Here is a 15,660-nt window from a genome sequence, read left to right as displayed (position 1 = left end):
TACCTTCGGGTGTACCTTCTACTACGCCTTCCGGTGTGCCTTCGGGTGTACCTTCTACTACGCCTTCGCCTTCTTCACATAGTCCAGAAGAGAAATACAATTGCAAAGTTCCACCATTCAAAATTGTCGCACCGGCTACTGGAACCTGACGAATAAAATAATTCTCTTGTATTGTACTGCTGCATTCTCTCAATAATTCTATATTGACAGTCAGACCTAAAATTTCTTGTAATTTGGCTTTAATTTGTCCTAAATTATTAGCAACATCATCGTATGTAAAGTTTGAACCTCCTCCTCCAATTCCCAGAGACTCTAAAACACTTGCAACAGATGGTGTCGGGTTTTCACCTTCAGGTGTTCCTTCGGGTGTTCCTTCACCACCTTCTGCTGTAATTTTAATAGGTATCTCTACAGGTGGAACTACTTTTTTACCTGTTTTTGGGTCTACCTGAGATACAATTATTTTTCCTGTATGTTCACCCGCTTCTAATCCTTCACGAGAGACAAGGATTGTAACTTCTTTTACATCCTTTTTCTTTTTACTTACATCCTGAGTAGGCATAATACCAACTACCCAGTCAACATCACTTTCAACTTTAAAGACAAGTTTCTTCAGAATGATAAACTTATCATTCCAGACCTTAATCTTTGCCTGGTCTAAGTCTTTTCCAAAATCTATGGAAGTAGGACTTACACCAATTTTAGGGGTGCATCCTGATAGCAACAGGATAATTTGGATAACTAAAACCAGCGCTAACAAATTTTTCTTGTACATTGCTTAACTCCTCATGTTTGATTGAGTTGTTATATTTATTTTTTTACTCTTCAAATCTTTATTCCTTAAAGTTAAAAAAACTTTAAACTATATATAACATATTTCTTTACTAAAATGCAAATTATTTTAAAAAATTTTTCCAAACATTTTTTTGAAAAAATTTTCTATTCCTATCATTTTTTTTTAACTAAACTTAATATCATTAAATTTAACAAACATTTAACACATTTGTCAAATATTTTATTTGTTTTTTAAAAAAATAAAAAGCCATTCTCTTTCACTTATATCATATTAAAAAATGTTATTTCAAGTCATAAGGTATTTTTACTATATCTATCAAAACTATTTCTGGTTCTGCATTGAAACGAACGGGAACATCAGTGGTACCCAATCCTGTCGTAGTGTATCCTTTCATCTCCCGATATTCCCATTTACCTGAAGCGAATTTTCGTTTACAATGGGCATTAACATATAAAGGTCCTAATAATGGCAATCCAATTTGTCCTCCATGGGTATGACCACAAAGATATAGTTGGATACCCCAGAGTAAAGACTCTTCTATTAATTCCGGAGAATGGGAAAGCATAATCTTGAAAGCCTCTTTTGGGGCGTGAACGATGGAAGATGCTACATCAGCACATTCAAATCCATGCTGAACATCTACACCGGCAATCCATAATTTGGTCCCGTTATGATTTATCTCTACCCCTTCATTTACTAAAATATGTATTCCGACTTCTTCAAATTTTTCCCTTACCGAACTAATATCGTGATTTCCCAGCACTCCATATATCCCATATTTTGACTCCACAGGTTCAAACATTTCTTTTATCATCGGGATAACAAAATCTTCAGGACCAAAATAACCGAAACGATAATCTCCTCCTAATAAAATTAAGTCTACGGGTATTTTAATTTGCTGTAAGATACTCGCCCCTGAAATAAACCAGGACAGATAAGTTTGGGACAAATGTAAATCCGCAACGAACAAAATTCTAAATCCATGCAATTCTTTGGGGATATCAGGAAAAACAAATTTTATCTTTCGCAGATTAATCTTCGAAGCGTTGAATTCCCCTTTTCTGTAAAGTCCTAAACACCTTAATAAAAAAGATATTATTTTTGTCTTCAGATATTCGAACCCATTAATTTTTTGGAACTCATCCCCTTCATACAAATTAAATTTCTTTTCTAATTGAATTCTTTTTTCCCAGAGTTCTTTTCGTTTTAACTCGAACTCATCTATATCTTTTTGTTGTTCTTGCTGGATATCTTCTTCTTCCATTTTTGTTTAGCAGAATGCTTCCAAATGCCATGTTGCTTTTATAAAACCTTCTTCACGAGACTGACTGCTATCTTCATGTTCAATGCTTAAAACTCCATCATATCCATTATGCTTGAGATGACTTATATATTCTCCCCACCGTATAACACCAAACCCAGGCAATACATACCTCCACCATCCTTCTCCATAAATTCCCGTTTTTGCTTTCTTTGCATAATCAATCAATGTATCTTTTGCATGTGTATGAAAAATTCGACTTTTATACTCTCGCACTGGGAACAAATAATCACATTCTTGATGAACCAGATGAGAAGGGTCATAATTTAATCCAAAATTATCATCGGGTATCGTATTAAACATTTCTTCGAAGGTATCTAATCCCTGTAAATTCGTTTGGAACCAATTTTCCAGAGCAATTCGAACATTCTTCTTGCGTGCGTAAGACAAAATAGGTAAAAATGCCTTAGGTAAAATCTTTCTTATTGTCTCAATTTTGCTCATACCGGTAGCAGGAAAGCCACTCAACATACAGACAGTATCCACTCCTAAATTAGCCGCAGATGCTATCACCTGCTTTGCTGTTTCTTGAACCACTTTACATCTTTTAGGGTCTGTTATTGAAGCATCATAGTAAGCAAGAGAAGTAATAACACAACAGCGGTCTTCCAACTTATCCCGAATAGATTTAATTTTACTCTTATCCAATTTTATAGGGTCAATATGACGACTTCCTGGATAAGCAATAACTTCCAGACCTGCTATGTTTGCTGTTTCTGCAAAATCAATTACCTTATCCAAAGGTTGGTCTGCAAAAGGTGCGGTTAACATTCCGACAAACATATTATCTCCTTTATAAAAATAAAGTAAATGAAATTTTGTATATAGAAGTTTTTTATTTCGCCCAAATCATATCATAATATTTCTGAACCTGTCCTTGTAATAATTTCAAATTTTCAATGATACTTTTGTTTCCACCTGCATACTCAATCATCAGCCTTCCTTCTTCAAAACACATCTCATCATGCAAAGGCAAGACATAGCGTAACAGGAAGTGTGTATAGGCTACTAAACGATAGGGCCCGTAAGGACGGGGCAATTGTCCACCCGGTGTTTCAACGGCAACAGCATTTTCTTCTTTGATGGCATGAATTAAATCATTTAATTCAAGTGAAGGAGAAAAACAAATTGTATAATATCTTCCAAACATATCGTGATTTTCACAACTGTGACTATCACTTATGCCTACTATAGGAACCTTCTTCCCTTTTGATTTTGTTTCGATATATTTTGCCAACTGCAAATTATTTACATCCACTTCTTGTAGTTCATCCCAACCAAAACCACTGATAAGTTCTACTGCATCAAAAATTGTTGTTTCGTAAAGATAATCCACCAAGGCATTCGCAATATAATTTGTATTTCCCGGTCTCCAATATGGATGTGCAAAAACACCTAATCCGCCTCTTTCTCTTATTTTCTGGAATGCCCACAGACAGGAAGCATATTGAAATTTATCCACGCCATAGGGCATATCACCAAGAGTATTCATTATATTTTGAACTTCTTCACGATAGGTTTTATCATCCGCTCTATAAAGTTCTGTAATTCCTTCCTTTGCTCCAAAACTTATAAAATGGACAGGATTATCAGGAGGATGAACTTCTTCCGAAGGATAGAGACGCAAGTCAATAGGCAATCCCTCAAATTGTTTAATCGCCTCTAATGAACCTGAATAATTCCGATGGTCAGATAACCCCATGAAATCAAAACCCGCTCTTCTACATGCTCCTGCTACATATCCCGGAGATTCTCTTCCATCGGAACGGTAACTATGCATGTGGAAATCTCCTTTATAAGGGCGCAGTGCAAATAAATCTGGTTTTAAGGAATATATGTGAAAACTACCTATTTCTTTAACTTTATTATCCGGGGTAATCTCTTCCAACTTAAAAATATGTTCCTGTTCCGCTTCAAAATATTTTTTTATTGAAAAAATATTATTTTGAGGAATAATTTCTTCTGCCTGTGCCTTAGTCCAGCCTGTCTGTGTTGCATATCTTCCCACAGGTGTATAAGTCATTCGATAGGTATGAAGTGGCTTAGGGAATGACTCAAACCGTGAAATAATCTGAATTGTAGTCTCCTTATCCGCAGGAACAATACGAGGAACTACCTGAAAATAACAATCGGGTGCATAGGCTTTTAAACCACTGGGAAGTGCCGGTGTAAATAACCCCTGAGCATAGGACAAACTACAACAAAAAATCAGGAACAAACAAAAAGATGCTTTCATAAAATTTAAATACAATTTTTGCATAATATTTCCCTATATCGTTAAATTGTTTTACCTATATCCATATATAATAAAATAAAGTAGATTTTAATTATTAAAGAAGTAAAAAAACAAACTTTAAATAATTTGAAGTATACACCATGTTTATTGATTTAGTGATAGCTGTAGTTTTTTTTGCTGTTTCACAAACGAATACATCCCCTTCAGAAAATCCCAATCAACCTATCCGTAATTACTGGGAACATATTCAAGGACTAATCCAACAATTCGACGAGATAAGAGTAACTGATGTTTCTACCAAAAGCAAATACTCCCAAACGGCTAATAAAAAATATCCGTTTGATTTATTCCGTTCACTTACTCCACGAGAACTTATAAGGGCATGTCGTGAAAGTATTAAATCAGCAAGAGAAGAAGGAAAACAAAAAAACTGGAATGAAGAAGAAATATCTCTTAAATGTGAAGAAAATATTGCTTATGTGTTGGAATATTGCGGAATCCTCATTGATAAAAGTTCAGAAGTTGACTATTTAATATATAGTATGGGGGAAGAACAGGAAGAACCTGATCTTCGATTATTCTTATTAAATCAGTGTATCCCTGACAGAAAATCAAAGAGTTTGTTTAGTATTCATCTCCAAATGCTTATAAATAATAGAAAAGATGAATATTTTAAAACACTATTGACAATTGTAAAAAGGGTTAATGAAAAACCCCAAATTCAGATAGCAGGAATAGATGCCTTATATTCATTTTTTTTAGAACAATATCAAAAGTGTACTGAAAAAGACCCTATATATCAGGCATTCGCTGTTGAAAAACATGAAAAGATTAATCCTTTATGGATAGAAAATCCTCAGATTCCCAAGCCATTAGATTCCACACAAATGGAGATCAGTAAATTAAATCGTCAATTAAACGACTTTATTGTTCAATTAGAATTAAAAATTACTGATAAAAGACAAACGAATGAAGTAGTTGCAAAAAAATCGAAAGAAGTGTTAGAAAAGATATACAATAATCTACCTGTTCAGGAAAAAGAGCGATTGAAAGCATTACTATCAGGTAGCGTATCAACAACACAACAAAAACCTGCAAATGGGAATACTTCATAAATGCTAACAAGCAAACAAAAATTAAAACAGGCAGAAAGTTTATACGAAGAAAAAAAATATACCGAAGCATTAAAACTACTCGATGAACTCGAGCAGGAAAATCCGGGAGAAAAGAAAGTTGCCTATGGTCGAGCAATGTGCCTTGCACGATTAGGAAACTACGCTGATGCTATGCTGCTATGTGATGAGTTGTTAGCCCGATACAGAGATGAAAAAGCAAAGGTATTAAAAGAAAAAATAATGCAATGGGCGGAAGAAGCAAATGCCCTGCCTCATACTCTAACAAGAGAGCCACAATCGCCCGCATCTATTATCTGGGAATACGCGAAACGGGTTTTGTGGCTTTTGTTATTCCTATTTTCTATAGGAATGCCTTTCATTGGATGGTGGGGATTAATGATAACTATCAATAAAGATTGGGTTTCGGTATCACTGGAAGGGACCCTAGCATTTGCTTTACTCTGGCCACTCTTAATGCAAGGTCTTTTCTGGTTGTCCTTGCAAAGGACAAGGTCTCAAACATTTGGAGATACTAAAGTCATTGCTATAACGAACTGGTTTATAGATACCGCATTACTTACCTTTTTAAATTTAATCCCCATTATTGGCTGGTTTTTAGGGGCATGGTGGCTGGCGGTAAAAAGAGAACTGTCTTTTAGTTCATCCTTTGCAATTATGATATTAAACTTTTTCCTCTTTTGGCTATCCTTTCTGGGAATAGTTGCCAGTATCGGATTGGGTGGTTGGGCATGGATTTTAGCCCCTTATATATTAAAACTGTAATCATTAATCCAAATATAAATTATATTCCCTTAATCTCCGATTTCTATGAATAGAAAAGTTGCTGTTATAGGTTGGGATGGGGCAACCCGACAAGTAATAGAAAGAGGGATAAATGAAGGATGGTTGCCTACATTAAAATCATTTATCTCAGGTGGCTCCTTTCTTAATCTTATTTCAACAATACCTCCCGCGACCATTCCAGCGTGGACATCTTGTTTTACCGGTGTTAACCCCGGAAAACACGGCTATTTTGATTTTACTGAAATGGTGAACGGAACTTATCAAATCCGTTTTACCAATGGCTCTTTTCGCAAATTTCCATCTGTCTGGAATTGGCTTACGAAGGCTGGGGGAAAGAGTATTGTAGTAGGTGTGCCCGGGACATATCCGATAGAAAAAATTAATGGTATTATGATTTCCGGTTTTGTATCACCTTTACCTGGGAAAATCACCCCTGAACAAGTATATCCTCATGAAATCTTTCCCATTGTTAAAGACTGGGGATATGGAGGCATTAACGAAAGTAATATTAAAAAAGGGTGGCACTTAAAAACAGTAACAAAATTGCTGGAACGATTAAAAAAGAAAGAGCAAGTTATTATAAATCTATTAGAAAATGAAGAATGGGACCTTTTTATTTCGGTATTCAATGAAACAGACACTGTAAGTCATCATTTCTGGATGTTCTGGGATGAATCCTCTCCTCGTTATCAAGATGGTTTTAAAAAAGCAATCCCAACCATTTATCAATATCTCGACTCAATTTTTCTAAAAATTATAGAGGCAATCCGAAAAAAATATAAGGATTGTTTAATTTTGCTCGTATCTGACCATGGTTTCCAATCCTCCAGTAAAACCGTGTTATACCTTAATAATTGGCTTGCACAAAAGGGGTACTTACATTTTCGTTCCTATAAAACCCCTGTATTAAAAGATTTTGCACTAAAAGTATTTCCTTATTCCTTGCAAACTCATCTATTCAAATACTTCAAAGGTTATGCCGAGAAATTGGAAAGTCAATCCCGTTTTTCAAGAATTGATTGGCAAAACACCTCTGCATTTTCTGAAGAATTAGATTATTTCCCTTCTGTGCGAATTAATTTAAAAGGTAGAGAACCCTATGGAATTATCCCCGAAGAAAATTATTTTGAATTTGTTTATCATTTATGTGGGGAATTAAAGAAATGGCAATTTATAAAAGATGCTCATTTCCGTGAAGATTTATACAAAGGTCCCTTTACAGAAAAAGCACCTGATATAATACTTGAAATAAAAGAGGATAATGGAGCAATACCTTGCTGTGTCCGTTCCAGAGGCATTGATACATTTCACATTCTTCAACCTGATGAATTTCAAGGAGCAAAGGGACAGGGAATGAATGGTCATCACAAACAGGAAGGGATTCTTTGTATATCCGAAAAGATAAGTAATAATTGTGCCTCTATTGAAGATATAGCAAGCACTATTGCCGCTGTGCTGCAAATTCCTTGTCCTCCCCTTGATGGAAAACCATTGTTAGGTTCTCTTTTAATAGACCCTGATTTCCAATTCCCTGATAGGGATGAAAAAGAATTAACTCCTTACGAGGAATGGGTTTTAATTCAACAAATGAAAACGATAGGTTATTGGCAATGAGTCTTAAAATAGCATTCGTGGCAGGCTGTCCATATCCTGTCCCTCAAGGGTCACAGGCATTTATTCGTGAAAATGCACTTGCTTTACGACAAAGAGGGCATGAAATCCATCTAATTGTATATGGTTACGGGACAAATCATTCTACGGATAATTTTCAAATACATCGAGGTCCTAATATTCCTGGTGAAAATCGAACTTCCGCAGGACCTTCCATAAAAAAAATCTGGCTTGATTTGCTCATGGTAAAAACAGTACAAAGGGTCTGCCGTGAACGAAACATTCAAATCCTTTTCGCTCATAATTATGAAGGTCTTATCATTGCTCTCATGTCTGGTATTCGTCCTGTTATCTATCATGCCCACAATGCAATGAGTGATGAATTGCCCTACTATTTTGACCGTGGAAAGGACTTTTTTCATTTATTAGGGAGATACATGGATAGAAAGTTTCCGCAAAAAGCAGATTACATTGTTACGCCTCATGAACGACTTGGAGCAAATTTATTGTTAAAAGGAATAAAGAAGGAAAAACTCCGTATTATCCCCCCTCCTATAGATTCTGCCTCCTTCCCTATAAGTCAAGTTAAAAAAGATACCCTTCCCCCAATTCTATACACAGGCAATTTAGACCCATATCAAAATCTTGACTTTCTTTTTCAGGTCATAGAGCGTGTGCGAAAAGAAATCCCCAAAACACGACTAATCATAGGTACATTTGAAAAACAAAAAATACAAGGTGCAGAAGTTGTTCATATTGGCACTTTTGACTCATTAAAAAAACTACTTGAGGAAGATTCTATAATGGCAATACCTCGTGTATCATGGTCTGGCTATCCAATTAAGCTACTCAACGCCATGGCAAGTGGAAAACCTATCGTTTGTTGTGAAAGTTCTGCCTATGGAATAAAAAATGGTTTTAACGGAATGGTCGTCCCTGATAATGATTTAGAAAATTTTGCTCAATCACTTATTACACTTATAAGGACACCTTCACTTCGTGAAGAATTAGGTAAAAATGCTCGTGATACTATTCAAACCCAACATAATCCTGAAATTGTAGGAAAAGCCTTAGAAGACTTATGCTTTTTATGTATCCAAAAACATTAACTTAATTGACCTTTCCGAAAACGACGAAACACAGTCCATGCTTCCAAAATCAGCAAAACAGCAAGGAAAATCAATAAAGCAGCAACAACAACTAATATATACTGATGGTTACGAAAATTGCTTATCATAAAAAGTATTAATGCTGAAATAGTGGTGATAAGCATAAAAATCATGGGAATTTGGACAAAATAATATTTTTTCCCTAAACCTCTTGCAACCCAAACCATAATCCCGAGTAAAGCAATCCCAGCTACTAATTGATTGGATGCTCCAAAAATAGGCCATATTATCTTCCATGTAGGCTCATCACCGGTACGAATAAAAAGCAATAACATAGCCGCAACAATACTAATTATTGTTGCAGAAAAACGGTCTAATTTCATTCTACTAAGTTCTTGTAACTGATATCGCGCTATTCGAGTAGATGTATCTAATGTTGTTAATATAAAAGAATTAACCGCCAACAGACCTAATGATTTGCCCAAATTTGGATTAATATGGATAATCGCCGCAAATTTTGCAAAACCCTCGCCAAAAACAGCAAGAGGTCCACCCTCTTTAGGAATTTTTCCTACTAACATAATACAACTCAAAGCAATAATTGCCACAAAACCTTCTAACAACATAGCCCCATAGCCCACAGGTTTTGCATCCGTCTCACATCTTATCTGTTTCGATGTAGTTCCACTTGCAACCATACAATGGAAACCCGATACCGCACCACAAGCGACTGTAACAAATAACATAGGCCATAGATAAGTATTTTTATCGGGAGCAAATGATTTAAATACTGGCAAAGATATTTCAAATGAATTTCCACCTAACAATATTCCTATACTGGCTATTAGTACTGCAAAATAAAGCAAGTAAGAAGCAAGATAATCCCGTGGCTGAAGCAATAGCCAAACAGGTAAAACAGAAGCAAAAAAGATATAACCAATTAGTAACCAACGCCATGTTTCCATGGACAACACAAAATTTTCTTGAATAAAAGTCATCTTACCTATCCACACAGAGATTAAAACAATGGGAATAGCAACAATTGAGCCATAAAGCAATGGGATATGAAAGCGATAAATCATCAACCCAAAAATAAGAGCCAAAAAAATATATAATGTTGCAGAAAAAGCAACGGCAGGGTCTTGGACAAAAGTATCGGCAGATAATTGTAAAAACACAGCAATCACTAAAACCAAAGCAAGCCATGTGAAACATAAAAACAAAATTTTTGCCTTTCGGCTAACCCATTGCTCTATTACTTCCCCTATAGATAAACCTTTATGTCTCATAGATGCCACTAACGAACCAAAATCATGAACACCACCTATGAAAATAGAACCCAAAACCACCCATAAATAAACCGGCAGCCAGCCAAACCAACCACCCGCAGTAATAGGACCTACTATGGGACCTGCACCGGCGATAGATGCAAAATGATGTCCTAATAAAACAGATGGATGTGCTGGGCAATAATCTATCCCATCATATAATTCTTCGGAGGGTGTTTTTCGGTCATTTCTTAAGTCAAATATACGCACCAAAAAATTCCCGTAGGTAAAATAAGCAGCGACAAAAAAAATAATTCCCAGAATTGTTAAAAGTAAAATCATTGCTAAACCCTCCTGACTTATATTTAAAAAATTATATCACACATAAAATTATATCACATATAAAAACAAACCCTACATAAGAATTATTTATGGAATATTTTATATTTTACTTTCTGTTTGGAAATAAAAAAAGACAAGGAGAAAAGAAATGAGCCAAATTTTAAATGAAGTTCTTACTGCAAATAAAAACTATGTTCAACAATTCGATAAAGGTTCTTTACAGATACCTCCCGCAAGACAATTTGCGATATTAACATGTATGGATGCACGACTTGACCCTGCTAAATTTGCAGGATTATCGGAAGGAGATGCCCATGTTATCCGCAATGCAGGCGGAAGAGCAAGTGATGATGCCATCCGCTCATTGGTTATATCGCACAAACTTCTCGGGACAAAAGAATGGTTTGTAATCCATCACACAGATTGCGGAATGCAACTCTTTACTGATGAAATTATGCATGAACTGCTATCAGAAAGTCTCGAAACAGCAGTATTCGATGGAAAGCAATGGAAAAACCCGATAAAAGGCAACGGCTCTTTTTGTGGACAATATATAAACTGGCTTACATTTAAAAATCTTGAACAGAGTGTAATTGATGATGTCGAAAGGATTAGAAAATGTCCCCTGGTCCCGAAAACAATTCCTATCTATGGTTATATATATGATGTCCGTTCCGGAAAACTAATTGAAGTACCGAAAGCCACTGAAATCGGTTCATTGTAAATTTCTATTTATAGATTTTATTTCCAATCATTATTCCTTCTGGATTAAAATATATCTATCCTTCTACCAACATTAAATCCTGAGGGAATATTATGGAATTTGATATTAATATTAATGAAATAAAAATTTCTGGAAAAACTTCTGCTTTTGTTATCGTAGATATGCAAAACGATTTCGTTCATCCCGATGGAAAATTATTTTCTCCTAATGCACAAAAAATTATTTCACCCATTAAATTATTAATTGATAAAGCAAGGCAATCTGGTGTAAAAATAATTTACACACAAGATACACATTTCCCGGATGACCCTGTAGAATTTCCCATCTGGGGGGAACATGTCGTTAAAGGCAGCTGGGGCTGGCAAATCATTGATGAATTAAAACCACTAACTCATGATATTGTTATAGAAAAACTTCGGTATGATGCATTTTTTGGAACTCCTCTGGAACATATTTTGAAAATTTATGGAATTGAAAATGTTATTGTTGCCGGTACAGTTGCGAATATTTGTGTCTTACATACTGTTTCTTCAGCACGATTACACAATTACAATGTAATCGTTCCTGTAGACTCTATATCTGCCCTGACTGAATTTGATTATTCCCTTTCTCTTCGACAAATGGATTTTTTGTATAAGGTAAAATTTACAAATGCGGAATTAATTCAATTTCAAAATAGTTAAAATATCTCCAATTGCATAGATAAGAAATTTATCTTTTTGTTTTATTTTGTTATAATTTGCCCATAAGATAACTAAAAGAATTGATTTAAAATGAACACAAAAAACAAAACAAAACAATTACTCATATTACTCCTTTTAACTTTTATTTTAGGCTGTAAACAACTTGCAATTAATCCAAAAACAATCCACTTTGACCCTGAAGAAAACCTCACCACTTTTGAAATAACCCATAAAGGAAATACGGATACAAAAATTGCAATAACAATTAATCCATCCAAACCATGGCTGGAAGTAACTCCTAATGAAGCCATTCTCGGTAAAAATGATAAAATTTCTGTGCAAGTATATCTCAACCGTCTTTATTCCCATACAGAAAAAGAATATCCGGAATATGCAACTGCGAATATTAATATAAAAAGTTTTTTTGAATCCTATTCCTTGCCTATTACTACGGCTCCGAACTATTTTACGGAAATATTTGATAAAAATATTGACCTTGCTTATAAATCTTTGTCCTTTATGCCTGATAATAGTTTGAATTTTTACAAACTCACAACGAATGATATAAAAGATTTTCCTACAAAGTCAGAAGAACAAAATATCATTAACTTTCCCTTATTTAAAAATCTCTATAAACTATCTATTGCCGATGGGAAAAAAGTGCTTTTCTATGGACAAAGTTATGATACTCTTTACATCTCATATTCGGGTTGGATAGAGTTCCAAAATTCTGAATTATCATCCAAAACAAAGTGTGGAGAAAATATAACAGAATTAGAGCGGCATTTTTACTCTCCCCGTATTTCAATGTTTCCTATTAATAATATAAATAATATAGGAACCATATCCTATGTGCAATTACAAAATAGAATAGTAATTAGTTATGAAAATGTTCCTACTTATCAGAATGAAAATAATGAAGTAAAAAATACCTTTCAGATAGAATTTTACTTTACTGGGAAAATAAATATTAACTACCTAAATGTAGATACAAATGCAACAGGAGTTATCGGGCTTTCTTACGGCACAGGAGATTATATTACTCCACCGGGCTTTTTACCGAGTGATTTAGTTTCTTCGTCCCATTAATATTCTGTCTATGGTTTAGGAAGGAAACCAATTTGCAAAATATAAATAAAAGAAATATCCCCTATATTTTATTGTTTATATTATGTTTGGGAATTTGCCTTCGTATTTGCTATTTACAAGAAATAAGTAAGGAACCCTGGTTTACAAATCCACTCTATGACCCACAATATAATGATTATTGGGCTAAAGGTATTGCTACAGGAGACTGGACTCTTCCCCCTTATGTAAACGACCCTGAAATACGGACTACTCCTCACGGGCGCCCACCGGGTTATCCCTATTTACTCTCTATTATATATCGAATTTTCGGAAGGAACCCATGGACACCCAGGATTATCCAATACACATTTGGTATTTTGAACATTATATTAGCATGGTATTTAGCAAAAAAATACTATAATTTACGGTTTGCTAATTTGCTTGCTCTATTCATGGCAACTTTCTGGGGATTCATTTATTTTGAATCCCAATTAACTTATCCTGTATTTGCGATAACTCTACTTCTTATATGGTTCTTTCTAATATTCCGATGGAAAGAAAAAACAAATAAAAAAATCTATCCCTTCCTATTAGGATTAACTTTGGGAATATTTGCCCTTTTTCGACCTAATGGACTGCTTCTACTCGTTCTATTTCCATTATTATTTCTTATGTTCACCCCAGAAAAGCCTTCTTTTCCCCGTTTTTTTGTTCTATCCTTTTTATTCTTATTAGGGATAACTATTCCTATAGTTCCTTGCTTTATACGGAATTATATTGTCGCTCATGATTTTGTATTTATATCTTCTTACGGTGGATTAAATTTCTATGTTGGAAATCATCCAAAATCAAATGGAGCGGAACCACGAATACCGGAATTAAAAAAATGGATTGGATGTGATGAATGGTCTTGTTTTGATTATCCCGCAATTGTTAGAGGATTAGGGAAAAGTTTGGGCAAACCCTCGCTTTCTTTTTCAGAAGCCAACAAGTATTTTTATAAATCTGCATTGAATAATATTTGGAATTACCCTTACGAATGGTTATCACTAACCCTAAAAAAATTCCTTCTATTTTGGGGTCCTATGGAAATTACAAACGATACGGTCCCTTCATGGGATAAATATTATTCCAAAACCTTAAAATTCCTACCGGGTTTCCCTTTATATTTTGCCTTATTTATTAGCGGAATAGTTATTGGATTATTTTCATTCTTTCATAAATCCAATAGAGATGATTACTATAAAAAGATATTTATTTTAGTGTCCCTATTGATTGTAATTATTTACTTCTTTTCCGTTCTTCCCTATTTCGTTGCCAGCAGATACCGTATTCCGATAATGCCCTTTATTATGATTTTAGGAGTTTTCTCTATCAATGAATTTATAACCGCAATACAACAAAATCAAAAAATAAAAATCTTTTTTATTACAACTTTATTTTTTATTGCTCTATTTATGGGCAGTAAAAATTTAACAGGTTATGAGCCATCTCAATCTGTATGGTTTTTTCGAAACGGTGTTTCTGCATCATTAGCAGGAGATGAAATAAAAGCAAAGTTTTACTACAAAAAAGCGTTAGAACTCGACCCCAATAATCTTTTTGCGAGGATAAACTATTCTCAAGTCTTAGGCAGAACAGGTAGACCTTCCGAAGGGATTTACATTCTAACAAAAAATTTTTCTTTGCCTATGTCTTCACCCCCAGAACTTAATGCATTAGGATATCTTTTTGAAATGATAGGAGATTATGAAAAGGCACAATACTTCTATTCTCGAGCCATTGTAAACCATCCTTCTTTTACTCTTGCCCATGCAAATATTGCCAATCTTTTTTTCAATCAACATAATTTTGTAGAAGCAAAATGTCATTACGAAATAGTTAAATCGCTTCAGCCCAACAATCCCATTCCTTATTTCCAGTTGGCACGAATTGCCGAATTTGATAGAAAATATATAGAGGCAGCTTCTTTTTATGAAAAATGTTTAGAATTAAATCCACAACTTTATATTGCATGGAATAATCTCGGCTGGATTTATGAACAAATAGGGAATAAAGACAAAGCAGAACAAGCATATAAGAAATGTATCCACATAAAACCTGATTATGTTCTTGCGAGAATTAATTATGCTAATCTACTTATCCAATCAAATAATTTCTCTAATGCTAAAGAACAGATTGACACCGCTATAAAATATGACCCCACAAATTGTCAAGTTTATTTGCTTCTTGGAAATATTTATATTAACCAATATGAATTAGTTAATGCAGTTGTAGCCTTCCAAAAATCTCTGGAACTATGTCCGGATAATGCAAAAGCATGGAACAATCTTGGGTTAGCGTTATCTCTTTCAGGACAGGAAGAACAAGCCCGTGAAATGTGGCAAAAGGCTTTACAACACAACGATACATTGGCAGAAACCTACATAAATCTCATCACCTCTTATGAAAATCAAGGAGAAATTGAAAAGGCTATTTCTATCTTAAATCAGGCACTGGAAAAAATTCCAGATAATGAAGAATTGAAAACTCTACAAAAAAGGTTGATTCCTACAAAACAAGTTTTATGAAAATGATTCCATT

The 15,660-nt window shown here is 34.5% G+C and carries 13 protein-coding genes; 8 read left to right on the top strand and 5 right to left on the bottom strand.

The genetic code is table 11. From position 1 onward, the window contains the following. From PLA12_08585 to PLA12_08570, 4 genes are all read right to left on the bottom strand, one after another. Positions 1-775: hypothetical protein (locus tag PLA12_08585; GenBank protein HOQ32557.1), on the bottom strand; the 775-nt coding region annotated here is incomplete at its 3' end. Positions 776-1,076: 301 nt separating this feature from the next. After that, positions 1,077-2,060: a metallophosphoesterase gene (locus PLA12_08580; protein ID HOQ32556.1), complete on the bottom strand. Its 984-nt coding sequence runs from the start codon at positions 2,058-2,060 to the stop codon at positions 1,077-1,079. A gap of 6 nt (positions 2,061-2,066) precedes the next feature. Next, positions 2,067-2,900, bottom strand: a complete 834-nt coding sequence (locus PLA12_08575) for a sugar phosphate isomerase/epimerase (protein HOQ32555.1) — start codon at positions 2,898-2,900, stop codon at positions 2,067-2,069. A gap of 52 nt (positions 2,901-2,952) precedes the next feature. Then, positions 2,953-4,377, bottom strand: coding sequence for a hypothetical protein (locus PLA12_08570; GenBank protein HOQ32554.1), 1,425 nt, complete (start codon positions 4,375-4,377; stop codon positions 2,953-2,955). Between the two features lie 116 nt (positions 4,378-4,493). Here PLA12_08570 and PLA12_08565 point away from each other — a divergent pair, with 116 nt between their 5' ends. The 4 genes from PLA12_08565 to PLA12_08550 are packed head-to-tail and all read left to right on the top strand — an operon-like array spanning position 4,494 to position 8,992. Continuing rightward, positions 4,494-5,468 (top strand): hypothetical protein, encoded by a 975-nt coding sequence (locus PLA12_08565; protein ID HOQ32553.1) that lies wholly within the window; start codon positions 4,494-4,496, stop codon positions 5,466-5,468. Beyond that, the gene (locus tag PLA12_08560; GenBank protein ID HOQ32552.1) at positions 5,469-6,251 is read left to right on the top strand and encodes a tetratricopeptide repeat protein; all 783 of its coding nucleotides are present in this window, start codon (positions 5,469-5,471) and stop codon (positions 6,249-6,251) included. 45 nt (positions 6,252-6,296) lie between these two features. Further along, positions 6,297-7,886, top strand: coding sequence for an alkaline phosphatase family protein (locus PLA12_08555; GenBank protein ID HOQ32551.1), 1,590 nt, complete (start codon positions 6,297-6,299; stop codon positions 7,884-7,886). After that, positions 7,883-8,992, top strand: a complete 1,110-nt coding sequence (locus PLA12_08550; GenBank protein ID HOQ32550.1) for a glycosyltransferase family 4 protein — start codon at positions 7,883-7,885, stop codon at positions 8,990-8,992. Before PLA12_08555 ends, PLA12_08550 begins: the two co-directional genes overlap by 4 nt. On the opposite strand, the gene PLA12_08545 is transcribed toward PLA12_08550, so the two are convergent. Further along, positions 8,989-10,602, bottom strand: coding sequence for a carbon starvation CstA family protein (locus PLA12_08545; protein ID HOQ32549.1), 1,614 nt, complete (start codon positions 10,600-10,602; stop codon positions 8,989-8,991). The two genes, PLA12_08550 and PLA12_08545, sit on opposite strands and share 4 nt — an antisense overlap. Positions 10,603-10,750: 148 nt before the next feature. Between PLA12_08545 and PLA12_08540 the strand changes: the two genes are divergently transcribed. The 4 genes from PLA12_08540 to PLA12_08525 all read left to right on the top strand — a co-directional run bounded on the left by PLA12_08540 (position 10,751) and on the right by PLA12_08525 (position 15,647). Continuing rightward, positions 10,751-11,326 (top strand): carbonic anhydrase, encoded by a 576-nt coding sequence (locus tag PLA12_08540; GenBank protein HOQ32548.1) that lies wholly within the window; start codon positions 10,751-10,753, stop codon positions 11,324-11,326. 92 nt (positions 11,327-11,418) lie between these two features. Further along, entirely contained in the window at positions 11,419-12,009 is a 591-nt protein-coding gene (locus PLA12_08535; GenBank protein HOQ32547.1) for an isochorismatase family cysteine hydrolase, read from the top strand. Between the two features lie 90 nt (positions 12,010-12,099). Beyond that, a complete protein-coding gene (locus PLA12_08530; protein ID HOQ32546.1) occupies positions 12,100-13,098 on the top strand; it encodes a hypothetical protein in 999 nt (332 codons plus the stop codon). Between the two features lie 32 nt (positions 13,099-13,130). Further along, positions 13,131-15,647 (top strand): tetratricopeptide repeat protein, encoded by a 2,517-nt coding sequence (locus PLA12_08525; protein ID HOQ32545.1) that lies wholly within the window; start codon positions 13,131-13,133, stop codon positions 15,645-15,647. Positions 15,648-15,660 lie beyond the last annotated feature (13 nt).

The organism is Candidatus Hydrogenedens sp. (assembly GCA_035378955.1).
Lineage (GTDB): Bacteria > Hydrogenedentota > Hydrogenedentia > Hydrogenedentales > Hydrogenedentaceae > Hydrogenedens.
This window is presented reverse-complemented; position numbering and strand designations above follow the sequence as displayed.